The organism is Leucobacter chromiiresistens (assembly GCF_900102345.1).
Lineage (GTDB): Bacteria > Actinomycetota > Actinomycetes > Actinomycetales > Microbacteriaceae > Leucobacter > Leucobacter chromiiresistens.
This window is the reverse complement of sequence record NZ_FNKB01000001.1, coordinates 2,496,427-2,521,365: the sequence shown is the minus strand read 5'-3', so window position 1 is coordinate 2,521,365 and position 24,939 is coordinate 2,496,427. Positions and strand designations below refer to the sequence as shown.

Annotated in this window: 21 protein-coding genes; 17 read left to right on the top strand and 4 right to left on the bottom strand. The window is 71.0% G+C overall.

The window, feature by feature from the left end:
• The first annotated feature begins 91 nt into the window (after positions 1-91).
• Genes BLT44_RS11520 through holA form a run of 3 tightly spaced genes read left to right on the top strand, consistent with a single transcriptional unit; the run spans position 92 to position 4,749 of the window.
• Positions 92-1,096 (top strand): ComEA family DNA-binding protein, encoded by a 1,005-nt coding sequence (locus BLT44_RS11520; RefSeq protein WP_010156918.1) that lies wholly within the window; start codon positions 92-94, stop codon positions 1,094-1,096.
• Entirely contained in the window at positions 1,093-3,705 is a 2,613-nt protein-coding gene (locus tag BLT44_RS11515; RefSeq protein WP_010156919.1) for a ComEC/Rec2 family competence protein, read from the top strand. Before BLT44_RS11520 ends, BLT44_RS11515 begins: the two co-directional genes overlap by 4 nt.
• A gap of 9 nt (positions 3,706-3,714) precedes the next feature.
• A complete protein-coding gene (gene holA, locus BLT44_RS11510; RefSeq protein ID WP_010156920.1) occupies positions 3,715-4,749 on the top strand; it encodes a DNA polymerase III subunit delta in 1,035 nt (344 codons plus the stop codon).
• A gap of 136 nt (positions 4,750-4,885) precedes the next feature.
• Here the strand turns inward: holA and rpsT are convergent, their stop codons facing one another.
• Both rpsT and BLT44_RS11500 read right to left on the bottom strand, forming a co-directional pair.
• Entirely contained in the window at positions 4,886-5,146 is a 261-nt protein-coding gene (gene rpsT / locus BLT44_RS11505) for a 30S ribosomal protein S20 (RefSeq protein WP_010156921.1), read from the bottom strand.
• 177 nt (positions 5,147-5,323) lie between these two features.
• Positions 5,324-6,247: an MOSC domain-containing protein gene (locus tag BLT44_RS11500; protein ID WP_010156922.1), complete on the bottom strand. Its 924-nt coding sequence runs from the start codon at positions 6,245-6,247 to the stop codon at positions 5,324-5,326.
• 93 nt (positions 6,248-6,340) lie between these two features.
• On the opposite strand from BLT44_RS11500, the gene lepA reads away from it, so the two are divergent.
• From lepA to BLT44_RS11470, 6 genes are all read left to right on the top strand, one after another.
• Positions 6,341-8,194 (top strand): translation elongation factor 4, encoded by a 1,854-nt coding sequence (gene lepA / locus BLT44_RS11495; RefSeq protein WP_010156923.1) that lies wholly within the window; start codon positions 6,341-6,343, stop codon positions 8,192-8,194.
• Positions 8,191-9,057, top strand: coding sequence for a DUF1990 domain-containing protein (locus tag BLT44_RS11490; RefSeq protein ID WP_083351992.1), 867 nt, complete (start codon positions 8,191-8,193; stop codon positions 9,055-9,057). The genes lepA and BLT44_RS11490 overlap by 4 nt, the downstream gene beginning before the upstream one ends.
• A gap of 48 nt (positions 9,058-9,105) precedes the next feature.
• On the top strand, positions 9,106-10,332 hold the full coding sequence (hemW, locus tag BLT44_RS11485) for a radical SAM family heme chaperone HemW (RefSeq protein ID WP_010156925.1): 1,227 nt from the start codon (positions 9,106-9,108) through the stop codon (positions 10,330-10,332).
• A 135-nt stretch (positions 10,333-10,467) separates the two neighbouring features.
• Positions 10,468-11,505: a heat-inducible transcriptional repressor HrcA gene (gene hrcA / locus BLT44_RS11480; protein WP_010156926.1), complete on the top strand. Its 1,038-nt coding sequence runs from the start codon at positions 10,468-10,470 to the stop codon at positions 11,503-11,505.
• 54 nt (positions 11,506-11,559) lie between these two features.
• Complete coding sequence (gene dnaJ / locus BLT44_RS11475; protein WP_010156927.1) at positions 11,560-12,663, top strand: molecular chaperone DnaJ; 1,104 nt, start codon at positions 11,560-11,562, stop codon at positions 12,661-12,663.
• A 2-nt stretch (positions 12,664-12,665) separates the two neighbouring features.
• A complete protein-coding gene (locus BLT44_RS11470) occupies positions 12,666-13,442 on the top strand; it encodes a 16S rRNA (uracil(1498)-N(3))-methyltransferase (protein ID WP_010156928.1) in 777 nt (258 codons plus the stop codon).
• Here BLT44_RS11470 and BLT44_RS11465 read toward each other — a convergent pair.
• Positions 13,417-14,784, bottom strand: coding sequence for a C4-dicarboxylate transporter DctA (locus BLT44_RS11465; protein ID WP_010156930.1), 1,368 nt, complete (start codon positions 14,782-14,784; stop codon positions 13,417-13,419). The two genes, BLT44_RS11470 and BLT44_RS11465, sit on opposite strands and share 26 nt — an antisense overlap.
• A 176-nt stretch (positions 14,785-14,960) precedes the next feature.
• Between BLT44_RS11465 and BLT44_RS11460 the strand changes: the two genes are divergently transcribed.
• Genes BLT44_RS11460 through era form a run of 7 tightly spaced genes read left to right on the top strand, consistent with a single transcriptional unit; the run spans position 14,961 to position 21,094 of the window.
• Positions 14,961-16,319, top strand: coding sequence for an ATP-binding protein (locus BLT44_RS11460; RefSeq protein ID WP_081473330.1), 1,359 nt, complete (start codon positions 14,961-14,963; stop codon positions 16,317-16,319).
• A complete protein-coding gene (locus BLT44_RS11455; protein ID WP_010156933.1) occupies positions 16,316-17,038 on the top strand; it encodes a response regulator in 723 nt (240 codons plus the stop codon). Before BLT44_RS11460 ends, BLT44_RS11455 begins: the two co-directional genes overlap by 4 nt.
• A gap of 32 nt (positions 17,039-17,070) precedes the next feature.
• Positions 17,071-17,421 (top strand): HIT domain-containing protein, encoded by a 351-nt coding sequence (locus BLT44_RS11450; RefSeq protein ID WP_010156934.1) that lies wholly within the window; start codon positions 17,071-17,073, stop codon positions 17,419-17,421.
• Positions 17,411-18,415: a PhoH family protein gene (locus BLT44_RS11445; RefSeq protein ID WP_010156935.1), complete on the top strand. Its 1,005-nt coding sequence runs from the start codon at positions 17,411-17,413 to the stop codon at positions 18,413-18,415. The genes BLT44_RS11450 and BLT44_RS11445 overlap by 11 nt, the downstream gene beginning before the upstream one ends.
• Positions 18,412-18,873 carry an rRNA maturation RNase YbeY gene (gene ybeY / locus BLT44_RS11440; protein ID WP_010156936.1) on the top strand — a complete coding sequence of 154 codons (462 nt, stop codon included), beginning with the start codon at positions 18,412-18,414 and terminating at the stop codon, positions 18,871-18,873. Before BLT44_RS11445 ends, ybeY begins: the two co-directional genes overlap by 4 nt.
• Positions 18,870-20,159 carry a hemolysin family protein gene (locus BLT44_RS11435; protein ID WP_010156937.1) on the top strand — a complete coding sequence of 430 codons (1,290 nt, stop codon included), beginning with the start codon at positions 18,870-18,872 and terminating at the stop codon, positions 20,157-20,159. Before ybeY ends, BLT44_RS11435 begins: the two co-directional genes overlap by 4 nt.
• Positions 20,156-21,094, top strand: coding sequence for a GTPase Era (era, locus tag BLT44_RS11430; protein WP_010156938.1), 939 nt, complete (start codon positions 20,156-20,158; stop codon positions 21,092-21,094). The genes BLT44_RS11435 and era overlap by 4 nt, the downstream gene beginning before the upstream one ends.
• A 22-nt stretch (positions 21,095-21,116) precedes the next feature.
• Here the strand turns inward: era and BLT44_RS11425 are convergent, their stop codons facing one another.
• On the bottom strand, positions 21,117-22,937 hold the full coding sequence (locus tag BLT44_RS11425; RefSeq protein WP_010156939.1) for a DUF2207 domain-containing protein: 1,821 nt from the start codon (positions 22,935-22,937) through the stop codon (positions 21,117-21,119).
• 218 nt (positions 22,938-23,155) lie between these two features.
• Between BLT44_RS11425 and leuA the strand changes: the two genes are divergently transcribed.
• Positions 23,156-24,925: a 2-isopropylmalate synthase gene (gene leuA / locus BLT44_RS11420; protein ID WP_010156940.1), complete on the top strand. Its 1,770-nt coding sequence runs from the start codon at positions 23,156-23,158 to the stop codon at positions 24,923-24,925.
• Positions 24,926-24,939: the final 14 nt, after the last annotated feature.

The following is a 24,939-nucleotide window of genomic DNA, read 5'->3' as shown; positions in this document are numbered from 1 at the left end:
ACATCGGAGCGGCGAGCGCCGAGGATCTTCGGTTCTCCACAGTCGGTTCGAGACCGGCCGTGCGCGCCGATCAGCGCTCTACCGTGGGCGCATGCGCAAGCACGAAGCACCAGAGAGCGCCGCCGCGGGAGCCGTGAGCCCCGCGGGCGAAGAGACCCGCGCGGGCGTCGAGAGCCGCGCGGGTGAGGGCGACGGCGCGACCCGCACGCGGCCCATCCTCACCAGCGAGTCCGTTCTCTCGAGTGGGCACTGGCGCACGAGCGACCCTCCTGGTGGGCGCGGCGCCCCGTCGCTGGAGTGGGCGCCGCGCACGGGCATCGGGGAATGGCTTCGCCGCGGCATCGCGGCACCCGCGATGGCGGGGCTGCTCGTGTTCGCCGTGGCTGTTGCGATCGCGATCGGCATCACCCTGGCGCGCGGGCACGGCGTCGACGCAGCGGCAGCAGCCGACCCGGCGTCGGCGGCAGGGTCGGCTGTCGAACCCGGAGCAGACGCCGACGCGGCGGGGGAGACTGCTGCGACCGGCGCCGGGGCGACCGGCGGAGGGGCCTCGGCGGCCGCGGACCAGTCGGGCGCCGGCTCAGGCGACACCGGAGCTCTGGACTCGACGGTGCAAGTGCACGTCGTCGGGGAGGTGCGCGCCCCGGGCGTCGTGGAGCTCGAGGCGGGGGCGCGGGTCGCCGATGCGATCAAGGCCGCGGGAGGCGCGACCGAAGCCGCGGTGCTCGACGCCGTGAACCTGGCGCGAACGGCGACGGACGGCGAACAGGTGGTGGTGCCCGACGCGGCCCTCGCCGAAACCTGGCGGGCCGACCCCTCGCTCGCCGCGAACGGCGAGCACGCGGAGAATCGGTCGGGTGCGGCCAGCGCCGGTGGCGCTGCAGGCGCAGGCGCAGGTGCAGGTGGCAAGGTCGCACTGAACGCCGCGACGGTCGACGAACTCGACACGCTGCCGCGCATCGGGCCGGCGCTCGCGCAGCGGATCATCGACTGGCGCGACGCGAACGGCGGTTTCACGTCGGTGGATCAGCTGCTCGACGTTCCCGGTATCGGCGCCAAGACGCTCGACGGGCTCAGAGAACTCGTGACTCCGTGACCCGCGCATCGACATCTGCGCCCGGCAGCGGCCGTCTGCTCGCACCCGCGCTCCTCGCCTGGGGCCTCGTCGCTGCCGCCGTGGTGCACCCGGGAGCCGGGCGATGGCTCGGAATCACGGCTTTCGTCCTGGGAATCGTCGCCGTCGTCGCACGGCACTCCCGCTGCGGCGCGGTGCTGCTGCCGTACGCGGCGATCGCGTGCGCGATGATCGTACTGCTCGGGGCTCGAATCGACGGGCTCGAGGCGGTGCGAGCCGACGCCGGGTTCGCGGAGGTCGCATCGAGCGGGCAGCATACTGCGCTCGACGTCGAGCTGCGCGGCTTCCCGAAAGCGGCAGCGGCGAGCTCCGATGGCGGACCGTCGGCGTGGGTGCCCGCCGCGGCGCGCTCGGCGCGCGGCTCCCTGCCCGTCGTGCTCTGGTTCGACGATGACGCGCTGCCCGGCGACGAATCAGCACCCGGCCGTCAAGCGGGCCCACTTGAGACATGGGGCCCCGGCACCGCGCTCCGCGTGGAAGGCGCGCTCGCCGAACTCGATCACGGGTCGTCGGCGCAGTACGGCGTTCGGGTCACCGCATTCGCGGCGGGCGAGGAGCCGGAGTCGCCGGGACCGTGGCGCACGCTCCGGGCGGCGCTCACGGGGGTCGCTGCGCACATGCGCGCCGACCTGCGAGCGGCCGCGCAGTCGGTGCCGGGAGCAGAGCTCGTGCCGGGCCTCGCCGTGGGAGACACGTCGCTGCTGCCGGAGCGCCTCGAACAGCAGATGCAGGTCAGCTCGCTCACGCACCTCACCGCCGTCTCCGGGGCGAACTGCGCGCTCGTGATCGCCGCGATCACGACGCTCGCCGGGTGGCTGCGCATTCCTCGTCGAGCCCGACTGAGTGCCGCTGCGCTCGGACTGGCCGGCTTCGTGATCGTCGTGGGCCCCGATCCGAGCCTGCAGCGCGCCGCCGTAATGGCCGCGGTCGTGCTCGCCTCATCGTTCGGAGGGAAGCGGGCAGTCGCACTTCCCGGCCTCGGCATCGCGACCTTCGCGCTGCTCATGAGCGATCCGTGGCAGGCGCTGCAACCCGGTTTCGCGCTCTCCGTCGCCGCCACCGCCGGCATACTGCTCTGGACCCCGGGCATCGCCGCGGCCCTGGGGCGGATCGCACCGGGCCCTGCCTGGCTGAGAACACCGATCGCAGTCGCCATCGCAGCGCAATGCGCCTGCGGGCCGCTGCTGCTGCTCGTGCAGCCCGGGTTTCCCGCCGCCGGGCTCATCGCGAACGTGCTCGCGGCGCCGGCCGCACCCTGGGGCACGGGGCTGGGGCTGCTCGCCATGCTCGCGGCCCAGCTCGTTCCATCGGCAGGCACGGTGCTCGTCCATCTGTCCGGTCTTCCCGCCGGGTGGATCGCCGCCACCGCAGAGGTCACGTCATCCCTGCCCGGCGCGCGCTGGCAGTGGCCCGGCGGCTGGGGCGGGGCGCTGCTGCTCGCTCTCGTGGAGGGGGCGGTGCTCATCGCGTGGGGGCTGCTCGACCGGCGCTTCGGCGAGGGGCGTGATCGGGCCGAGGTGGATTGCCGGGGGCGGGTCGCAGGCGAGCACGACACGATTCCCCCCATCACGAGCGGGCGCGTGCCGTGGGGTCGCACGCGCCCCCGTCCGCGACCAGTGACGGTGTGGGTGGCGGCGCTGCTGTGCGGATCGGTCGGGGTCTTCCTCGGCCCGACGCTGATCGTGCCGACCACCATCCGTCTCACCGCCCCGCGCGACTGGAACGTCGTCGCGTGCGACGTCGGCCAGGGCGACGCGCTGCTGCTGCGCGATGCGAACGCCCCCGAGCGGGTCATGCTCGTCGACACCGGAGATGACCCCGAGCGGCTGACGTCGTGCCTCGAGCGTTTCGGCGTGCAGCGCATCGCGCTTCTCGTGCTCACCCATGACGACCGGGACCACGTGGGAGCACTGGGAGCAGTCGTGGACCGGGCGGAGCGCGCAATCGTCGCCCCGAGCAACCGCGAAGACGGCGACGCCCGACCGGTGCTCGAGCAACTCAGTGCAGCGGGCGTGCCCACTCGCATCGGTGCGTCGGGCACGCGCGAAGCGCTCGGCGATCTCGTCTGGGAAGTACTCGCCCCCGCGCCGGGCGCCGTGCCTGCAGATACCAACAGTGCGAGCCTCGTGCTGCGCGTGCAGGCCGGCGAGACTTCGGTGCTCATGCTCGCCGACACGGGCGAGGACGAGCAGCGGGCGCTGCAGCGCTCCGGCGCAGACCTCGACGTCGACGTGCTCAAGGTCGCGCACCACGGGTCCGCGGATCACGACCCGCTCCTGTTCACCCGCGCATCGGCCGAGGTCGCGCTCATCTCGGTCGGTGCCGAGAACTCGTACGGGCACCCCGCGCCGATGGTGACGAATGAGCTCGCGCGCCTCCAGACCACGGTGCTGCGCACGGACCTGATGGGGTCGGTCGCGGTCGGCGGCGCTCCCGGCGCACTCGACCTGTGGGTCGAACGCGACGCACCGGGTATGGCGCGCGGTATGGGGCGCCGCATGCCGGGCGCGCCCGAACCCCCGGCACCCCGCACGCAGCGCGCGTCGAGTGTCGCGACGCACGACGGGTAGTCTGGGGGAGTGGCACAGGCACGGAAGGCAGCTCCCCGCGCGGCGTCTGCGAAGACGAAGATTCCCCAGGTCGATTGGAGCGAGGCCCGCCCCGCCCCGGTCGTGCTCGTCTCGGGCCCCGAGAGCTTCCTCGCCGACCGAGCGGGCCAGGCGATCCGCACCGCGCTGAGCGAGACGAATGCCGACCTCGAGGTCCACGATGTCGATGCCGCCGCATACACGGCGGGCGAGCTGTTCACCATCGCGAGCCCATCGCTGTTCGCCGAGCCCCGGCTGATCCGCGTCGACGGGGTCGAGAAGTGCTCCGATGCGTTCCTCGAAGACACGAAGCGCTACGTCGCCGAGCCCGCCGACGGCACGACGCTCGTGCTGCGACACGCCGGCGGGCAGCGCGGCAAGGTACTGCTCGACCTCGTCCGCGGCGGAGCCGGCGGCGGCATCGAGGTCGTCTGCGCCGAAGTGAAGAAAGACCAGGATCGACTTGCGTTCGTGCAGGCCGAGTTCCGACGCCTGGGCGCTCAAGCGACGCCCGGAGCCGCGCGCCAGCTCGCCGCGGCCTACTCGGGCGGCATCGGCGAGCTCGCCGGGGCCATCGGTCAGCTCGTCTCCGATGTCGGCACCCGCATCTCCGAGGATCAGGTGTCGCGCGCGACCGAGGGTCGGGTCGAGACGAACGCGTTCCGGGTTGCAGACGCCGCGACGGCGGGGCGCGCGGCCGACGCGCTCGTGCTGCTGCGCCAGGCCTTCGCGACGGGCACCGACCCGATTCCGATGCTCGCGGCGCTCAACATGAAGGTGCGCGCGATGGCGCGCGTCTACGGCGCCGGCGGATCGGGCGGTCAGCTCGCGAAGGAGCTCGGCATGGCCCCCTGGCAGGTCGATCGGGCACTGCGAGAGGTGCGCGGGTGGCGGGAGGAGGATCTCGCGCGCGCGATCGACCTCGCAGCGGACACCGAGTGGATGCTGAAGGGCGGCAGCCGCGACCCCGAGTACGCGCTCGAGAAGTACCTGCTGTTCGTCGCCAAGCGCGGGCGGATCGCCTAACCCGTCGCGGCACCGGCGATCGGGCGCGACGCCCGACCCGCGGTCTGCAGCGAGGGCTCCGGGCGAGCGCACGCCGTCCCCGGGGAAACGAAAGAGGCCCCGCCGAAGCGGGGCCTCTTTCGTACGCGAGCGCGAGTTAGAGCGCTGCCGCCTGTGCGGCGAGCTTCGACTTGCGGTTCGCAGCCTGGTTCTTGTGGATGACGCCCTTCGAGGCGGCCTTGTCGAGCTTGCGGCCGGCGACCTTCAGCTTCGCCTCGGCAGCCGACTTGTCGCCCGAAGCGATCGCCTCGCGTGCCGCGCGCACCACGGTGCGGAGCTCGCTCTTGTACGCCTTGTTGCGCTCAGTCGCCTTGCGGTTGGTCTTGATGCGCTTGATCTGCGACTTGATGTTTGCCACGTTGAGATGTGTCCTTTAGATCCGGTTGACGGTTTGTTTCCGCACGGTGAGAGAGGGCACCTTACGGGTGGTGTGGTGAAAAACCACACGCAAGCCAAGACCCGAGTCTAGCAGAACCGACGTGCGGTTCCCAGTGCCCCCGCCTTGCGTGTGCGCCGGCGGGAGGGGGAGCGACGCTCACGTCGCCGCGTCCAGCAGCTCGACCGTGTCGCCGACGCCGATGTCGCCCCACGGCGCGCTTCCCTGCTCGGTGCCCGCGCGCACCGGCGCCGGCAGAGCGGCGGGCAGCAGCAGGGTGCCGAGGGTCGGCTCCGACTGTCCGACGCGCTGGGTGAGCGTGGTGAGCACCCGGGCATCGCGTTCGCCGGTCTCGGGGTTCGCATGCGTCGCGAGGCAGCGCACGATCGGCTCGGCGACGCGGAACTCGAGCTCGCCGATGCGCACACGTCCGCTCCAGTCGAGCTCCTCCCAGGCGTCGACGCCGTCGATCACGATGTTCGAGCGGAAGCGACGGTCGTCGAGCAGGGCCCCCGGGGCGAGGCCGTGGGTGGAGTCGGACGCGACCGCATCGACGCCGGCGGGCCGCTCGTCGCCGGCCGGCCGCTCGATGACTGCGCTGAGCGCGAGTACGCTCGCTCGGCCGTGCAGCGACACGTATCCCTGTTCGCGATCCTGGAAGCGCGCGTGCGCGCCGTCCCCGACGAGTTCGAGGGGGAGTCGCCCGGGGCGCTGCAGACGCCTGCCCTCGGGGGTGCCGAGCACGAACTCGGCGACGGCGTCGGCGAGGTGCCTCCGGCCCGCGTCGTCGAGCGCTTCCGACGCCCAGACGGCGCCGTCGCGGAAGATGGTGACGCGGTGCTCGGCCGCGTCGTATGCGAGGCGCAGCGCGGCGAGCGCCGGGAAATCCTGCAGCGCGAGGCCGCGCGCCTTCGGCCAGTAGTCGAGGCCGTCCCGCTGCTCGGGGAGCGCCGCATCGGCGAACCGGAATGCGAGCACGCGGTCGCCGACGATGCGGCCGTCGCGCTGCACCGTGATCCGGTCGCAGGGCTCGGGGGTGAATCCCTTGACGGGGTGGCGATACAGGGCGACGACGCGGGGCATCTGCTCATTCTCGCAGGAGCGCCGGCGCACGGGAACGGGTTTGCGTCGCCGTGCTGCTCGCAGGGGCGCGGCGGCGTGCGATAATTGCGGACAATGTCTCCACGCAGCCTGAACCCTCCAGTCCCGGCGTCGACCGACCCCGCGAAGATCCGCAACTTCTGCATCATCGCGCACATCGACCACGGCAAGTCGACCCTCGCCGACCGCATGCTTCAGGTGACGGGCACCGTGCCCGACCGCGAGATGCGCGCCCAGTACCTCGACCGCATGGACATCGAGCGCGAGCGCGGCATCACGATCAAGTCGCAGGCGGTGCGCATGCACTGGCAGGTCGCTGGTGGCGACTTCGCCCTCAACATGATCGACACCCCGGGCCACGTGGACTTCAGCTACGAGGTCTCCCGCTCCCTCGCGGCGTGCGAGGGAGCGATCCTGCTCGTCGACGCGGCGCAGGGCATCGAAGCCCAGACGCTCGCGAACCTCTACCTCGCGATGGAGAACGATCTCGAGATCATTCCCGTGCTCAACAAGATCGACCTGCCCGCGGCCGATCCCGAGCGCGTCTCGCGGGAGATCGCCGACCTGATCGGCGGCGATCCCGAGGACATCCTCAAGGTGTCGGGCAAGACGGGCGCGGGGGTCGAGGAGCTGCTCGATCGCGTGGTCGAGCGCATCCCGGCGCCGGTCGGCCTCGCCGACGCGCCGCCGCGGGCGATGATCTTCGACTCGGTCTACGACCCGTACCGCGGCGTGGTCACGTACGTACGCATGATCGACGGCAGGCTGTCGCCGCGCGAGAAGATCCAGATGATGTCGACCGGATCCGACCACGAGGCGCTCGAGGTCGGCGTGTCGGCGCCGGAGCCGCAGCCGACGCAGGGGCTCGCCGTGGGCGAGGTGGGCTACCTCATCACGGGCGTGAAGGACGTGCGCCTGTCGAAGGTCGGCGACACGGTGACCGCGAAGCGCAATCCGGCGACGGAGGCGCTGCCGGGCTACACCGATCCGAAGCCGATGGTGTTCTCCGGCCTGTACCCGCTCGACGGCTCCGACTACCCGGTGCTGCGCGAGGCGCTCGACAAGCTCAAGCTCGAGGACGCGGCGCTGCAGTACGAGCCCGAGACCTCGGTCGCGCTCGGATTCGGCTTCCGCTGCGGGTTCCTCGGGCTGCTGCACCTCGAGATCATCTCGGAGCGTCTGCGCCGCGAGTTCGACCTCGACCTCATCGCCACGGCGCCGAGCGTCGTCTACCAGGTCACCGCCGAGGACGGCCGCGAGATCACGGTCACGAACCCGTCGGAGTACCCCGACGGCAAGATCGCTTCGGTGCGCGAGCCGGTCGTCAAGACCGCGATTCTGGCGCCGAAGGACTACGTCGGCGCGATCATGGAGCTCTGCCAGAGCCGTCGCGGCAGGCTGCTGGGCATGGAGTACCTCGGCGAGCGCGTCGAGCTGCGGTACAGCATTCCGCTCGGCGAGATCGTCTTCGACTTCTTCGACCACCTGAAGAGCCGCACGCAGGGCTACGCGAGCCTCGACTACGAGCCGATGGGCGAGCAGGAGGCGGACCTCGTGAAGGTCGACATCCTGCTGCAGGGCGAGGCGGTCGACGCGTTCAGCGCGATCGTGCACCGCGACAACGCCTACTCGTACGGCACGATGATGACGGAGCGCCTGCGCAAGCTCATCCCGCGCCAGCAGTTCGAGGTGCCCATCCAGGCGGCGATCGGCGCCCGCGTGATCGCTCGCGAGAACATCCGCGCGATCCGCAAGGACGTGCTGGCGAAGTGCTACGGCGGAGACATCAGCCGCAAGCGCAAGCTGCTCGAGAAGCAGAAAGAGGGCAAGAAGCGCATGAAGATGGTCGGCCGCGTCGAAGTGCCGCAGGAGGCGTTCATCGCCGCACTCTCGGGTGATGTGGAGGGCAAGGAGGGCGGCAAGCGATGAGTCAGGATCAGCCGCCCCGGCGCAGCAGCCACGTCGAGATGCCGGTCGCGTACGCCGCGGTCGGCGCCTCGAAGGATCCCGACGTCGTGAAGTATCCGCCGGAGGGCACGACGCCCTATGAAGAGGAGCTGCGTCTCGGCAGCGGCCAGGACCGGTTCCTGATCGCGTCGAGCCTGCTCATGACCTGGGGCGCGCAGCGCGGTTCGGGTGTGCGCGTCACCGACATCGTGCGCGGCACCGGATCCGAGTACGTGGGCCCGAGCTTCGACGGCGACGGGAAGCCGGAGGCGGCGGGCGACGTCGAGGAGCAGTTCGGGCCCGACGGGGAGCCGTACATCGTGGCCGGCACCACCGCGGTGCTGCATGCGGAGGGCCAGGATCCCCGGAGCGTGCTCGTCGTCTACACGGTCGACGAGGAGCGGCGCGTGGGCTTCGCCTGGGGCACCGGTGACGAGGCGGGCGCCGTGGGGGAGCAGCTCTTCGTCATCGAGCACCGGGCCGACGACACCGTCTGGGCGGTCGCGCGCGGCTTCGTCGCGGCACCGAAGAACGGTCTGCTCGGCCTGCGCGGCCGGGCCGACGTGCGCACGGCACTCGATGCGGTGAAGCGCGGGATCGCGGCACTCGCACCGGGTGCGCAGCCCGCCCCCGACCTCGGGCCGAGCGCCGGCGAGCAACCGGTGGCGGTCGAGCCCGCGGCCGAGCCGGAGCCGGACCCCGCGGCAGCGCCGGCGCCGCAGCGCGAGCCAGCGCCCGACGAGGCCCCGGCTCCCGAGGCGGCGCCCGCAGGCGAGCCAGAGGCCGATTCCGGTGACGCGGCGACCGGCCCCACCCACCAGCGGCGGCCGAGCAAGCGCACGTGATCGTGCGACGACTCGCGACTCGCCGCGCTGCATCCGAGGGGGAGCTCCGTGCCGAGCGCGCTGCCTGACGGCGATCCCGCTCCCGAAGACGGCTCGCTGCCGGGCGGGGTGGAGATCGGGGCCGAGGGGCGCCGATTCGGCGTCTACGTGCACGTGCCCTACTGCCGCGTGCGCTGCGGGTACTGCGATTTCAACACGTACACCGCGAGCGAGCTCGGCGGCACCTCGCGCGGCGACTACGCGGCGCAGGTCGGGCGCGAGCTGGCGCTGGGCGGCCGGGTGCTGCGCGACGCGGGGCTCCCCGAGCGCCCTGCCTCGACGGTCTTCTTCGGCGGCGGCACCCCGACGCTGCTCCCGGCCTCCGACCTCGCCGCCATGCTCGGCCGCATCCGCGACGAGTGGGGGCTCGCGGGCGGCGCCGAGGTGACGACGGAGGCGAACCCCGACTCGGTCGACGCGGCGTACCTGCAGACGCTGGCCGATGCGGGGTTCACCCGGGTGAGCTTCGGCATGCAGTCGGCGGTGCCGCACGTGCTCGCGACGCTCGACCGCACGCACTCGCCCGAGCGCGTGCCGCTGGTCACGCGGTGGGCTCGCGATGCGGGCCTGCAGGTGAGCGTCGATCTCATCTACGGAACGCCGGGGGAGAGCCTGGGCGACTGGGAGCGGTCGATCGACGCGGCCCTGGCGTGCGAGCCCGACCACATCTCCGCGTATGCGCTCATCATCGAGCGCGGCACGAAGCTGGCCGCGCAGATCCGACGCGGCGAGGTCGCCGCGCCCGACGAGGATCTGCACGCGGAGATGTACGAGCTCGCCGATGCGCGCTTCGCGGAGGCGGGGTTCTCCTGGTACGAGATCAGCAACTGGTCGCGCTCGCCGGAGACGCGTTCGCGGCACAACCTGGCCTACTGGACGGGTGAGGACTGGTGGGCGGCGGGCCCCGGTGCGCACAGCCACGTGGGCGGCGTGCGCTGGTGGAACGTGAAGCATCCGGGCGCGTACGCGCAGCGCATCGAGCGGGGCGTGTCGCCGGCGCATTCGCGGGAGTCGCTCACCGACGAGTCGCGGCGCGAGGAGCGCATTCTGCTGGAGACGAGGATCGTCGACGGTCTGCCCGCCGACGTGCTGAGCGCCGGTGAGCGCCGCGCGATCCCGCAGTTGATCGCCGACGGGCTCATCGAGGGGCGGGCGGCGATCGCGGGCCGCGTCGTGCCGACCCTGCGGGGGCGCCTGCTCGCCGATACCGTCGTGCACCGGCTGCTCGGCGCCTGATGCGGGCGGGCGTCCGCGCCCTGCGGGCACGGGATGCCCGCGGCGTGTTCGCTGCGAGCGGGAACCGCCGGAGAGCGCGCGCCCTGCGCTAGACTTGGCACTCGGAGCAAGTGAGTGCCAGGGTCAGGAGGGGCGATGGTTTCGGAGCGCAGCCTCGCGGTGCTGCACGCGATCGTCGGCGATTACGTGTCGTCGAACGAACCCGTCGGGTCGAAGGCGATCGTCGAGCGCCACAGCTTCGGCGTCTCCGCCGCGACGATCCGCAACGACATGGCGCTGCTCGAGGAGGACGAGCTGATCGCGCAGCCGCACACCTCGTCGGGCCGGGTGCCGACCGACAAGGGCTATCGCCTGTACGTCGACACGCTCGCGCGCATCCGCCCGCTGACCTCGGCGCAGCGCTCCGCCATCGAGCGGTTCCTGGGCGAGTCCTCCGACCTCGACGACGTGATGGCGCGCACCGTGCGCCTGCTCTCTCAGCTCACCAATCAGGTCGCGGTCGCGCAGTATCCCTCGCTGCGCCGCACCGTCGTGCGCCACATCGATCTCGTGGCGCTCGGCGAGGATCGGGTGCTCAGCGTGCTCATTCTGGGAAGCGGCGTAGTCGAGCAGCAGGTGGCCCTGCTGCCGGCGTCGCGCGTGACGGAGGCGTGGGTGCACGGGCTGCGCCAGCGGATCGCCGAGGCGGCGGTCGGCAGCGACGTCGAGTCTGCGGCGCGGGCGGTGGCCCGGCTCGACGAGGATCTGCTGCAGTGGTCGCAGCCCGACGAGGCCGAACTCGTGAAGCGCGTGCTCGCGGTCGTGCTCGGGCAGCTGCAGGCGAACCGCAACGACCGGATCGCGGTGGCGGGTGCGGCGAACCTGTCGCGGCCGGGCGGCGAGTTCGCCGGTTCGCTCCCCGTCGTGCTCGAGGCGATCGAGGAGCAGGTGACGCTGCTCCGGCTCTTCGGCGAGCTGGCGCACGACGACCGCGAGGTCTCGGCGTCGATCGGACGCGAGAACGAGGCGTACGGCCTCTCCGAGACCTCGATCATCGCGTCGAAGTACGAGGACGGCGTTGCGATCTCGAAGCTCGGCGTGCTCGGCCCGCTGCGCATGGACTACGCGGGCAACATCGCCACGGTGCGTGCCGTCGCACGCTATCTCAATAGATTCCTGGGGGAGGAGCGGTAGCGTCCGCCCACCCCGCCCATCATTTTCATCCCCGACCCTGAGGAGCAGAACAGCGTGGCCGATCATTACGAGACTCTCGGTGTCTCCCGCGAAGCGAGCCCCGAAGAGATCAAGAAGGCCTACCGGCGACTCGCCCGGCAGCTGCACCCGGATGTGAATCCGAGCGAGGAGGCGGCTGATCAGTTCAAGAACGTGACGCACGCCTACGACGTGCTCAGCGATCCCGAGCAGCGCCAGCGGTACGACATGGGCGGCTCGCAGGGCGGCGCCGCCGGCTTCGGCGACATCTTCGAGACGTTCTTCGGCGGCGGGGGCTTCGGCGGCGCCGGCCAGCGCGGGCCGCGATCCCGCTCGGAGCGCGGGGACGACGCGATGATCCGCGTCGACGTCTCGCTCGAGGACGTCATCTTCGGCACGCAGCGTGAGATATCGGTGAACACTGCAGTGCTGTGCGAGGTGTGCCAGGGGAGCTGCACGCAGCCGGGCACGCACCCGGTCACGTGCGACGTGTGCGGCGGCCAGGGGCAGGTGCAGCGTCAGGTGCGCTCGCTGTTCGGCAACGTCGTCACGATGCATCCGTGCGGCAGCTGCCAGGGGTACGGCACGATCATCGAGCACCCCTGCGTGGAGTGCGCGGGCAAGGGCCGGGTGCGCGAGCGTCGCACCTTCCCGATCGAGGTGCCCTCGGGCATCGATACGGGCACGCGCCTGCAGATGCGCGGCGGCGGCGAGGTCGGGCCGGGCGGCGGGCCGAACGGCGACCTGTTCATCGAGTTCCGGGTGATGCACCACGACACCTTCAGCCGCGACGGCAACGATCTGCTCTGCACGATGCAGCTCTCCATGACCGACGCGATCCTCGGGGCGCAGGCGAAGCTCGCCGGTCTCGACGGCGAGGTCGAGGTGGCGGTCGAGCCCGGTGTGCAGTCGGGCGACATGCTCACGATCCGCGGCCGCGGCATCCAGGGGCTGCGCAGCACGACGCGCGGCGATCTGAAGATCGCGGTGCAGGTCACGACGCCCACGAAGCTGTCGAACCGCGAGAAGGATCTGGTGCGGCAGCTCGCCTCGCTGCGGAAGGACGACGCCCCGCATCTCGGCGAGTTCCATCAGGGGTTCTTCGGCAAGATCCGCGATCGCTTCTTCCGTCAGGGCTGAGGGTGGCGAACCTCTACTACCGCGAGGATCTCGACGACGCGGGCCTCGCTCCGGGGTCGCTCGTGGAGATCGGCGGTGAGGAGGGCCGCCACGCCGTGCGCGTGAGTCGGCTGCGCGTGGGGGAGCGCATCCTGATCGGCAACGGGGCGGGAGCGCTCGGCGAGGGAGTCGTCGATGCGGTCGAGAAGGATCGCTGCACGGTGCGCATCGATCGGGAGGTCTCCCGGCCCGCACCACCCGGCCCCCGAGTCGTGCTCGTGCAGGCCCTCGCGAAGGGGGATCGCGACGAGCGCGCCGTCGAGCAGGCCACGGAGTTCGGCGCCGACGCGATCGTGCCGTGGCAGGCCGCCCGCTCGGTCTCGCGTTGGGATGGCGCCGGGGGCGAGGAGAAGACCGCAAAGGGTCTCGCGAAGTGGCGGCGCATCGCCCGCGAGGCGTCGAAGCAGTCGCTCCGAGCCGCTGTTCCCGAGATTCGGGAGCCCACGACGCTCGATGCGCTGTGCGGCATCGCGGCGTGCGAGGATCGCGCGGTGATCGTGCTGCACCCGCGGGGTGCCGCCCGTCTGTCGGAGTGGGCGCGCACCGCGGCCGCGTCAACTGACGAGCTGCAGGAGGCGGTGCTCGTCGTCGGGCCGGAGGGCGGGTTCGCGGATGCGGAGCTCGACGCGTTGGAGGCGGCGGGGGCCGCGGTGCTGCTGCTGGGGGACACGGTGCTCCGCACCTCCTCCGCGGGCCCCGCGGCGATCGCGGTGCTCAATGCGGCGTTCGCCCGGTGGTGAGCTCGTTCGCCGCGTTCCCGTGAGCGTCGCCGCTCAGGGTCGATTCGTCGAACGGCACCTCGCCGCGCAGCACCCGTCGCACGCGTGCGATGTCGATCTGGCGCGTCCATGTACCGAGCAGGAGCGTCGCGACCGCGTTGCCGGTGAAGTTGGTGAGCGCGCGCCCCTCCGACATGAAGCGGTCGATCCCCACGATCACGCCGACCCCGTCGACGAGCTCCGGGCGGTAGGCCTGCAGTCCGCCGGCGAGAGTCGCGAGCCCGGCGCCTGTGACTCCGGCGGCCCCCTTCGAGGCGATGATCATGAAGACGAGCAGCCCGATCTGCTCGCCGATGCTCATCGGGTCGCCCATGCCGGCGGCGATGAAGAGCGAGGCCATCGTAAGGTAGATGGCGGTGCCGTCGAGGTTGAACGAGTACCCCGTGGGTACGGTGATGCCGACGACGGGTGTCGAGACGCCCGCGTGCTCCATCTTGGCGATCAGCCGCGGCAGTGCCGATTCGGAGGAGGAGGTGCCGACGATCAGCAGGTACTCGCGCCCGAGGTACTTCATGAGCGCGAAGATGTTGAGGCGGGTGACCGCGTAGAGCAGCGTGCCGAGCACGCCGACGATGAAGACGATGCAGGTGAGGTAGAACCCCGCCATGAGCACCCCGAGGCTCCAGATGGCTGAGGCTCCCGTCTTGCCGACGACCGCGGCGATCGCCCCGAATGCCCCGATCGGGGCGAGCCAGAGGATCATGCCGAGCACCCGGAAGACGAGCGTCTGCAGGTGCCGCACCGCGTGCATGACGGGGGCGGCGCGATCGCCGAGGCCCTGGAGCGCGAATCCGGTGAGCAGCGCGATGAAGAGCACCTGGAGCACGCTCTCGCCGGTGAGGGCCGAGAAGAACGTCGTCGGGATGATGCCGAGCACGAACTCCTGTGTACTGCTGCTCTCGCCCTCGACCGCGTACTCCGCTCCCTGCATGTCGAGCCCGGTGCCCGGGTGGAGCAGATTTCCCACCACGAGTCCGATCGCGAGGGCGAACGTCGACATGAGCATGAAGTACGCGAGGGCGAGCCCGCCGATCTTGCCGACGGTCGCGGCCTTCGCGATGGAGCCGACCCCGAGCACGATGGTGCAGAAGATGATGGGCGCGATCATCATCTTGATGAGCGCGACGAACGCCTTGCCGAGCGGTTCGAGCCGGACGGCGAGGTCGGGCAGCACGAGCCCGATGATCGCGCCGAGCGCGACGGCGGCGATGACCGCGACGTAGAGCCAGGTGTGCTTGTCCCAGGTCGTCCGGCGCCGTTTCCGCGTCGACGATCCGGTGTCGTGGGTGGTTGCCGTCGCCATGCTGCTCCTCCTGAGAACGCCGTTGTCGAGATGTCGCGCGGGCGCTGCGAGGCAGGGCCGCGGTGCGCTGATCACGTTAAGGCGCTCGCGCGCTCCGGGCGCTTTTCGGGCTTATCGGACCTCGAACGATGGGGATCGGTCGTCGCCGCGCGAGGCGACATGGCATGATATGACTCATGCGTCACCAGCGACGACGGAGCGCGACCTCCCGGGTATTCGTGGTGCTAATGTGCGGGGTGCTCGCCGTCAGCGTGATCGTCACCGCGCTCCTCCTGTGGGACAGTCGGCGCGCAGAGTACCGGCACTCCGAGCGCACGACGCGCGCTCTCGCCATCGCCCTGGCCTCGGCGCCGCATACCGCCCGCGCGTTGACCGAGCCGCCCGGATCCGCCGCCGCGATGGACGCGCAGGAGCGCGTCTCCCGACTCAGGCGGGATATCGGCGTCAGCTACATCACCGTGATGGATGCCTTCGGAACGCGCCTCACCCACCCCGACCCGACGCAGATCGGGAGGCACTACCGCGGTACGATCCCCGACGAAGCCGAGCCCTTCACGGAGCGGTGGACCGGTACGCTCGGCCCCTCCATCCGCACGATCGCTCCCGTCGCGGATGCCTCCGGTCGCACCATCGGGTGGGTCTCCGTCGGCATCACCGTCAGCTCGATCGCCCAGGAGATCTCGCGCGAGATCCCGCTCGTACTCGCGGTGAGCGGCGCGTTCGCGGCCGTGGGAGCGGTCGCCGCGCTCGCCGGGCGGAGGATCACACGGCGGATCACCGGCGATCTCTCAGCCGAAGCCGTGCGAGAGGCGCTGGTCTCGCACGACTCGTTGCGCACGCTCAGCGAGTCGCTGCGGGCGCAGACCCACGAGCACGCGAACCGTCTGCACGCGGCGATCGCCCTCCTCGAACTCGGCAGGCCGGACGAGGCAATCGAGATGCTCGCTGCCACCGCCTCTCGAAGCCAGGCGCTCGCCGATCTGGTCGACGCTCCCGAGGAGCTCGATCCCGTCGTTCGCGCCGTGATCGTGGGGAAGACCGCGCAGGCGTCCGAGCGCGGCGTCTCCGTAGCCGTCGACATCGCCCCGGCGCTCCCGCAGCTTCCGCTCGGCACGATGGAGCTCGTCTCCGTCGTCGGCAACCTCATGGACAACGCGATCGACGCCGCGGCTGCGAGCAGCGTCACGCCCCGCGCGGTCGATCTGCGCATGGCGGGTGGAGCGCCGGGCGAGGTGCTCATCGAAGTGTCGGATTCCGGCGACGGATTCGGCGCCGAAGCCCGGAGGTCGATGTTCGACTGGGGCGTCTCGACGAAGCGGGTCGCCCCGCACCGAGCGGGCGAGGGGCGGGGAGTCGGCCTCGCGCTCGTCGACCGCATCGTGCGCGAGGGCGGCGGATCGATCGCAGTCGGCGAAGCCCCGACGACCTTCTCGGTCCGGCTGCCGCTCCGCAGGCCCCGGGGCGGCGTTCCGACGGAGCCGTCGGCCGTCGAGCGTGCAGTGCCGTCGACGCGGTCGACGTCGGGGGCGCGGTGATCAGGCTTGCGCGCGCGGCGGACGATCCGATCCGCGTCATCACCGTCGACGACGATGCGCTCGCGCTCGAACTGCATCGCGCCCACCTGGCACGGATCGGAGGGTTCCGGGTGGTCGCCGAGTGCACCGGTGCGCATGCCGCGGTCGCCGCGCTCACCCGAACGGCGCACCGGGCCGATCTGGTGCTGCTCGACGTGACGATGCCGGACGGGACGGGCATCGACGTGCTGCGTCACGTGCGCGCTCGAGGGGTGTGCGCCGGCGTCATCGCAGTCAGCGGGGTGCGCGACATCGAGGTGGTGCGCGAGATGGTAACGCTCGGTGCCGTGCAGTATCTGATCAAGCCCTACACGTTCGCGACGTTCCGGGACCGCATCGAGGCGTTCAGGGAGTATCACCTCCGATCTCTCGCGGCCGCCGGAGCGGCGACGCAGCACGACGTCGACCGGATGTTCGCGTCGCTGCGCGCCATCCGCACCGCGGCGCTGCCGAAAGGGCTCGCCGCGCTCACCCTGGAGCGCGTCACGGCGATCCTGCGCGAGCGCGGGCCGAGCACCGCGAACGAGATCGCCCCGCGTCTCGGTATCTCGCGGGAGGTCAGTCGCCGCTACCTGGAGTACCTCGCCGACACCCGCCGTGCGGATCGGCGCGCCCGATACGGAGCACGGGGTCGTCCGCAGACCGAGTACGCCTGGAACGCGCGCAGCGGTCCGCTCTGACCGGCTCGCGCGCCACCGTCTAGACTGGACGCATGGCAGCAGACACCGTATTCGCGAAGATCGTGTCCGGCGAGATCCCCGTCGAGATCCTCGCGGAGACCGACCGGGTGCTCGCGTTCCCCGACATCAGCCCGCAGGCGCCGGTGCACATCCTCGTCATCCCGAAGTCGACGGCGTACGAGAACGTCGCGGAGCTCGCCGCCGCCGAGCCCGAGACCCTCGCCGAGATGGTCGCCGTCGCGAAGCGTCTCGCGGAGACCCACGCGAACGGCGATTACCGTCTCATCTTCAACAGCGGTGCCACGGCGGGGCAGACCGTGTTCCACGTGCACGCCCACGTGCTGGCGGGCGACCTCGAGGAGCGATCGCTCGGTGCCTCCTGAAGATTCGGCGAACGGCCCTCAGCTGCAGCGCACCATTCTGCTCTCGGGCGTCGACCTCGCCTCGTTCCTCGGGCATCGCGACCAGCTGCTCGCCGACCTCGAGGCGCAGCACCCGAGCGTAGCCTTCCACGCGCGCGACCAGGTGCTCACGCTCCGCGGGCCAGCGACGAGCGTGCGCGCGGCGGAGGAAGTGGTCAATGAGATCCTCGAACTCGCGAGGCGCAGCGGTGCGGTATCGCGACGAGATGTCCAGGAGGTGACGCGCATGGTGCACGACGGCCAGGGCCCGACGGCGGCGCAGATGCTGAGCGAACCGATCGTGAGCGTGCGCGGCCACGCGGTGCGCGCGCAGACGAGAGGGCAGCGCGCGTACGTCGACGCCATCGACGCGCACACGATCGTGTTCGGCATCGGCCCCGCCGGTACGGGCAAGACGTATCTCGCGATGGCCAAGGCGGTGCAGGCGCTGCAGCGCCGCGAGGTGGCGAAGATCATCCTCACGCGCCCCGCCGTCGAAGCGGGCGAGCGTCTCGGCTACCTTCCGGGCACGCTCGAAGACAAGATCGACCCCTACCTCCGGCCGCTCTTCGACGCCATCGGCTCCATGATGGATGCGGACGTCGTGCCGAAGCTGCTGGCGAGCGGCACGATCGAGGTGGCGCCGCTCGCGTACATGCGCGGGCGCACGCTCAACGAGTCGTTCGTCGTGCTCGACGAGGCGCAGAACACCACGCCCGAGCAGATGAAGATGTTCCTCACTCGTCTGGGCTACGGGTCGAAGATGGTCGTCACCGGCGACATCACGCAGGTCGACCTCCCGATCGCGACCAGCGGTCTCCGCGTGGTCAACCGGATTCTGCGCGACGTCGACGACATCCACTTCGCCGAGCTCGGGTCCGACGACATCGTGCGGCACAACCTGGTGAGCCGCATCGTCGACGCCTACAGCGCCTTCGACCAGACCGCGCAGCGGCAGAAGGGAGACGCCTCGTGAGCGTCGAGATCAACAACGAGTCGGGCATCGACGTCGAGGTGGGCCGCGTGCAGCGACTCGCCGCTTTCGTGCTCGAATCGCTCTTCGTGCACCCCGACACCGAGGTGGGCGTGATGTTCGTCGACGAGACGACCATCGAACGGCTCCACGTCCAGTGGATGGACGAGCCGGGGCCGACCGACGTGCTGAGCTTCCCCATGGACGAGCTGCGCCCGGGTCGCGTCGACGCCCAGACGCCCGCCGGCCTGCTCGGCGACATCGTGATCTGCCCGCAGGTCGCGGAGGTGCAGGCGGAGGCCGCCGGCCACGATCTGCAGCAGGAGATCTCCGTGCTGCTGACGCACGGCATGCTGCACGTGCTCGGGTACGACCACGCGACGCCGGAGGAGGAGGCCGAGATGTTCGGCCTGCAGCGCGACCTGCTGCTCTCCTTCGCCATGCGCGAGCGCTCTCGATGAGCCTGCCCCTCGCACTGCTCTTCCTCGCCGCAGCCGCGGTGCTGCTCGCCGTCGGCGGGCTGCTCGCCGCGGCCGATGCGGCGCTCGGCGTCCGGTCCCGAGCCGAACTCATGGCGCTCGCCGACGAGTCGCCGCGTTCCGGCCGCGCAATCCGGGCGATCGCCGAAGACGAGGGGCGGCATGCGAACGCGCTGGGCTTCGCGCGCGTGTTCGCCGAGACGCTCTCGGCCGTGCTCATCACGCTGGTGCTCGCCTACTCGCTCGAGACGCTCTGGCTCGAACTCGTGCTCGCGACGCTCGTGATGACGGCAGTGACGTTCGTGCTCGTCGGGTCGAGCCCGCGCACCGTCGGCTCGCACCACCCCGACGCCGTGATCCGGTTCGCCGCGCCGCTCCTGCGCGGGCTGCGCCTGCTGCTCGGGCCGCTCGCGTCGGGCCTGATGCGGTTCGGGGATCGCGTGACGCCGGGCCGCGGCGCGAACCGCCGCATCCGCGACGAGCAGCAGTTGCTGTCGATGGTCGATCAGGCCGCCGAGCAGGCGGTGCTCGAGAGCGACGACCGCGACTACATCCACTCGCTCGTGGAGTTCGGCGAGACGCTCGTGCGGGAGATCATGGTTCCGCGCATCGACATGGTGACGGTCGACGCCGAGCGCAGCGTGCGCGAGGCACTCGAGCAGCTGCTCGCGTCGCGCCACTCGCGGGTCCCCGTGGTGGGCGGCGACGTCGACGACGTCGTCGGCATCGCCTATCTGCGCGACGCGAGCGGATTCGCGCTGCGCCGGCCGGAGGAATCGGAGCAGGCTCCCGTCACGCGCATCGCGAAGCCCGCGATGTTCGTACCGGAGGTGCAGCGCGCCGACGATCTGCTGCGGCAGATGCAGCGGGAGTCGAACCATCTCGCGCTCGTGGTCGACGAGTACGGCGGCATCTCGGGCCTCGTCACCCTCGAGGATCTGATCGAGGAGCTGCTCGGAGACATCTCCGACGAGCACGATCGCGACGTGCCCGAGATGACCCTGCGCGAGGACGGCTCGTTCGTCGTCGGCGCTCGGCTCTCCGTGGGCGAGCTGGGCGAGCTCTTCGGCTTGGAGCTCGAGGACGAGGACGTGGATACGGTGGGAGGGCTCGTCGCGAAGTCGCTCGGGCGCCTGCCGGAGCCGGGCGACGCGGTGGTCGTGGCCGGCATCGAATTGACCGCGATCGACACCGAGCGCCGGCGTCAGCGCCTGCTCACGGTGGAGGCGCGCTGGATCGGGGAGACCGAGGGAGAGGACGGCGCATGAGCCAGGAGCAGCAGCGAGGGCCGGAGACGGGCGACGGGGGAGCGGAGCGCGACTATCGCGCGGGATTCGTCTCGTTCGTCGGGCGGCCGAACGTGGGCAAGTCGACGCTCACGAACGCGCTCGTGGGCGAGAAGATCGCCATCACCAGCCCGAAGCCGCAGACCACGCGCCGGGCGATACGCGGCATCGCCCATCGCGAGAGCGGTCAGCTGATCATCGTCGACACGCCGGGCCTGCACCGCCCGCGCACGCTGCTCGGCGAGCGGCTCAACGCGCTCGTGGAGGCGACGCTCGGCGACGTCGACGTGATCGGCTTCTGCATTCCCGCGAACGAGAAGCTCGGGCCGGGCGACCGCTTCATCAACGAGCGGCTGAACGACTTTCCGCGCGCCAAGAAGGTGGCGGTGCTCACGAAGGTCGACGAGGCCTCGAAGAGCGAGATCATCGATCAGTTGACGCGCCTCGGCGAGCTGCGGGAGTGGGACGCGGTGGTGCCGATCTCGTCGGTCACCCGCGAGCAGCTCGACGTGCTCGCCGACGTGCTGCTGGAGCTCATGCCGGTGTCGCCTCCGCTGTACGAGGCAGAGCAGACGACCGACGAGGGCGAGGACGATCGCATCGCCGAGCTCATCCGCGAGGCGGCCCTCGACGGTGTGCGCGACGAGCTGCCGCACTCGCTCGCGGCGACGGTCGAGGATCGCGAGGAGCGCGAAGACGGCCTGCTCGAGATCTACGCGAATCTGTACGTGGAGCGCGACAGCCAGAAGGGCATCGTCATCGGGCACCGCGGTTCGCGGCTCCGCGACGTGGGGGAGCGGGCCCGCAAGGAGATCGAGGCGCTCCTCGGGCGTCGCGTCTACCTCTCCCTGCGCGTCAAGGTGCTGAAGGAGTGGCAGCGCGACCCGAAGGCGCTCGGCAAGCTCGGCTTCAACTGACGCGGGCGCTCGACGCGGGCGCTCACCTGCCGCCCGAGAATCCGCCGCCCCCGCCGCCTCCGGCGAAGCCGCCGCCGGTCGATCCGCCCGAGCTGCTGGACGTGTAGCTCACCGACGAGCTCAGGGAGTCGGTGAACTGCGAGATGGTGTCGCCGAACGACGACATGCTCGAAGCCCCGAGGCCGGCGTACCAGAGCGGCACGTACCCGCCGTGCTGCTCGTAGGCGACCTGCAGCACGCGGGTCCACTCCTTCTCGAGCCCGAAGATCATCGCGTACGGCAGCAGGCTCTCGTACAGGTGCACGACGTCGACGCCGCCCGCGTCGCGGCGCTCGGCGCCGCTGCGCGACTGCAGCGCGCGCAGGCGATCCGCCTCGGCGACCTCGATGAACTCGCGCACGCCGAGGAGGTACTCGCGCGTCTCGGCGCCGAGCGGCGTGTACACCCGCTGCTTCACCACCGACGCGAACGCGGCGACCAGGGCCACGACGCCCATCACGAGGAAGATCGCGGGGAGCGCGTTCGCGCGCTGCGCCAGCGCCAGCCCGGTGAGTACCCCGAGCACCACGACGAGTCCGATCGCGATCCAGCCCCACAGGCGGGCGCGCGGGCTGTGCACTCGTTCGAGGTAGCCCCGCTCCGTCGCGGCAGCGGTGCCCGCCGCCTCGAGCTTCTGCATCCGCTCGGCGAACTCCTCGTCGCTCTCGGGAAGCTCGACGGCCGCGCCGGGCTCCGCGCCTGCGAACAGCGCGTGCAGGGCGCGCTCGTCGAGCGGGTCCGCGGCGCGGGTCGGATCGACGAGGCGCAGCATCGGTCGGGCGCTCTTCGGTCCGAACCACCCCTGCTCGGGCTCGCCGTCCTCGATGCGGATCGCACCGCGCACCGCGAGGTGCACGAGCTGCGCCGGCACCGTCTTCGCGGAGACCCCGGCGACCGGGCCGGCCACGAGCGGCGGCAGCGAATCGGGGACGTCGTACTGGGCGACCACCGTGCCGCGCGCGGTCTTGCGCCGGCTGCGGAGCCGGATCGCCGACCCGGCGGCGATGCCGGCCGCCCCGAGCGCGCCTCCGCCGACGATGAGCGGCAGCGTGTCGAGCGCGAAGTTCGGCAGCCGGCTGGGCGGCTGCACCACCGATCCCGCGTCCATCCCGATGGCGACGGTCACCCCCTGCTGCGGTCCGAGCGGGAGCCCCGCGACCGAGAACGTCGCGCCGTTCTCCGCCGCCGTGATCTCGCACTCGTCGGTCGACCCGGCGCCGCCGACGTAGCAGCGCGCGTTGCCGTTCACGCGATCCTCGAGGCCGGGGCCGAACGACACGGTGGCCCCGAAGCGGTCGATCGGCTGCTCGTGCTCGAAATCGACGAGATCCCAGTTGAACTCGTCGGCGGAGCCGTCATCCCGTGCGAGCACGACGTCCCGCAGCGTGTACGAGATCACGTAGGTCTGCACGCCGCGCACGTACCGGTCGTCGCCGGTGAGCACCGCGACGAAGCCGTCCTCCTCCTCGATCTCGAACGGAACGGCCGCCCCAGACTCGTCGGTCACCGAGAAGTTCGACGGCTCCGTCGAGCTCCCCTCGTACTCCTCCGGCAGGCCGCGCACGATGCCGCGGTTCTGGTCGAAGTCGGGGAACTCGGCGACGAGCGTCTCGGTCACCTCCGCGACCGCGCGGCCGTCGGCGTCGGTGCCGACCTCGTACGCCACGTCCCAGCTGCGATACGAGAAATCGGAGACGTCCGCGGCCGCGGGCGCGGGCGCCTGCAGGCCGGCCCATGCGGTCGCCGCGGCGATGATCGACAGCGCGACGGCGACGCCGCGGGTGCTGCGCATGCGTGTGGTCATATTCTCCAGGCTATGGCACGTGGGGCACTCAGGTGGGGAACGGTCGGAATCGGCGCGGGGCGACCGGTGCGGATGCTAGAGTGAGCGACATGCTGTTCGGCTCGCTTCTCCTTAGCCGCCGCGACGAGTCCTCGACTTCGAACTGAATCAGTCTCTGGCCTCCCTCGTCGCGGTGTTCGTGTTTGGCTGAGCAAGACCACGACGAGAAAGACGAGTCCATGCAGAACCTGCAGCAGCCTTCCGGGATGCCGACCCACCGGTACCGCCCCTTCCACGAGATCATCGACGTCGACCTCCCCGATCGCACCTGGCCCTCGCGGCGCATCACCGAGGCGCCGCGCTGGTGCGCGGTCGATCTGCGCGACGGCAACCAGGCGCTCATCGATCCGATGAGCCCCGAGCGCAAGCGGATCATGTTCGATCTGCTCGTCAAGATGGGGTACAAGGAGATCGAAGTCGGCTTCCCCTCGGCCAGCCAGACCGATTTCGACTTCGTGCGGCACCTCATCGAAGACGGCGCGATTCCCGACGACGTGACGATCCAGGTGCTGACGCAGGCGCGCGAGCACCTCATCACGCGCACCTACGAGTCGCTCATCGGCGCGAAGCGCGCGATCGTGCACCTCTACAACTCGACGAGCATTCTGCAGCGCGACGTGGTGTTCCGGTCGGATCGCGAGGGCATCAAGCAGATCGCGGTCTCGGGCGCGAAGCTGTGCCGGGCGAGCGAGCACATCTGCCCCGATACGGAGATCTTCTACGAGTACTCGCCGGAGTCGTTCACCGGAACCGAGCTCGAGTACGCGGTCGAGGTCTGCAACGACGTGCTCGAGGTGCTCGAGCCGACGCCCGAGCGCAAGGTGATCATCAACCTGCCGGCCACCGTCGAGATGGCGACGCCCAATGTCTACGCCGATTCGATCGAGTGGATGAGCCGCCATCTCGACCACCGCGAGAACGTGATCCTGTCGCTCCACCCGCACAACGACCGCGGAACCGCGGTCGCGGCGGCCGAGCTCGGCTACCAGGCGGGGGCGGATCGCATCGAGGGATGCCTCTTCGGCAACGGCGAGCGCACCGGCAACGTCGACCTCGTCGCGCTCGGCATCAACCTCTTCACCCAGGGCATCGACCCGCAGATCGACTTCTCGCGCCTCGACGAGGTGCGCCGCACGGCCGAGTACTGCAACCAGCTGCGCGTGCCCGAGCGCAGCCCGTGGGCGGGCGACCTGGTGTACACCGCGTTCTCGGGGTCGCATCAGGACGCCATCAAGAAGGGCTTCGAGCGGATGGCGCAGGACGCCGAGGCCGCGGGCACGAGCGTCGACGAGATCGAGTGGGCCGTGCCGTACCTGCCGGTCGACCCGAAGGACCTCGGCCGCTCCTACGAGGCCGTGATCCGCGTGAACTCGCAGTCGGGCAAGGGGGGCGTCGCCTACCTGCTGAAGACCGATCACCACCTCGATCTGCCGCGCCGCCTGCAGATCGAGTTCAGCTCGGTCGTGCAGGGCGTCACCGACTCGGAGGGCGGCGAGATGTCGAGCGACGAGATCTGGCGCATCTTCCAGGACGAGTACCTGCCCGCCCAGGTGGAGGACGCCGAGACGTGGGGCCGGTACAAGCTGTTCCGCACGTCGGCGACGAGCGCCGGCGACGGGATCACCGAACTGGCGGTCGACTGCCGCGTCGGCGCCGAGGATCAGCGGCTCACGGCGCGCGGCAACGGCCCGGTCGACGCCTTCCTCAACGCCCTCAACGAGACGGGCCACTCGGTGACGCTGTTCGACTACGTCGAGCACGCCATGAGCTCGGGCGGCGACGCCGTGGCGGCCGCCTACGTCGATCTCGAGGTCGACGGGCAGCGGCTCTGGGGCGTGGGCATCGACGCGGACACGAGCCGCGCGACGCTCGAGGCGATCGTGAGCTCCGTCAACCGGGCGGTGCGCAATCGCAGCCGCGAGGACGTCGCGGAGGCGGCCAACGCCTGACGCGCCTGCCGCCG

What these genes read in the sequence shown, in the direction of transcription:
- BLT44_RS11460 (WP_081473330.1), top strand. Translation starts at nt 14,961, where the DNA reads ATGCGTCACCAGCGACGACGGAGCGCGACCTCCCGGGTATTCGTGGTG.
- hrcA (WP_010156926.1), top strand. Translation starts at nt 10,468, where the DNA reads ATGGTTTCGGAGCGCAGCCTCGCGGTGCTGCACGCGATCGTCGGCGAT.
- BLT44_RS11450 (WP_010156934.1), top strand. Translation starts at nt 17,071, where the DNA reads ATGGCAGCAGACACCGTATTCGCGAAGATCGTGTCCGGCGAGATCCCC.
- BLT44_RS11435 (WP_010156937.1), top strand. Translation starts at nt 18,870, where the DNA reads ATGAGCCTGCCCCTCGCACTGCTCTTCCTCGCCGCAGCCGCGGTGCTG.
- BLT44_RS11520 (WP_010156918.1), top strand. Translation starts at nt 92, where the DNA reads ATGCGCAAGCACGAAGCACCAGAGAGCGCCGCCGCGGGAGCCGTGAGC.
- leuA (WP_010156940.1), top strand. Translation starts at nt 23,156, where the DNA reads ATGCAGAACCTGCAGCAGCCTTCCGGGATGCCGACCCACCGGTACCGC.
- BLT44_RS11500 (WP_010156922.1), bottom strand. Translation starts at nt 6,247, where the DNA reads ATGCCCCGCGTCGTCGCCCTGTATCGCCACCCCGTCAAGGGATTCACC.
- BLT44_RS11490 (WP_083351992.1), top strand. Translation starts at nt 8,191, where the DNA reads ATGAGTCAGGATCAGCCGCCCCGGCGCAGCAGCCACGTCGAGATGCCG.
- BLT44_RS11465 (WP_010156930.1), bottom strand. Translation starts at nt 14,784, where the DNA reads ATGGCGACGGCAACCACCCACGACACCGGATCGTCGACGCGGAAACGG.
- lepA (WP_010156923.1), top strand. Translation starts at nt 6,341, where the DNA reads ATGTCTCCACGCAGCCTGAACCCTCCAGTCCCGGCGTCGACCGACCCC.
- era (WP_010156938.1), top strand. Translation starts at nt 20,156, where the DNA reads ATGAGCCAGGAGCAGCAGCGAGGGCCGGAGACGGGCGACGGGGGAGCG.
- BLT44_RS11425 (WP_010156939.1), bottom strand. Translation starts at nt 22,937, where the DNA reads ATGACCACACGCATGCGCAGCACCCGCGGCGTCGCCGTCGCGCTGTCG.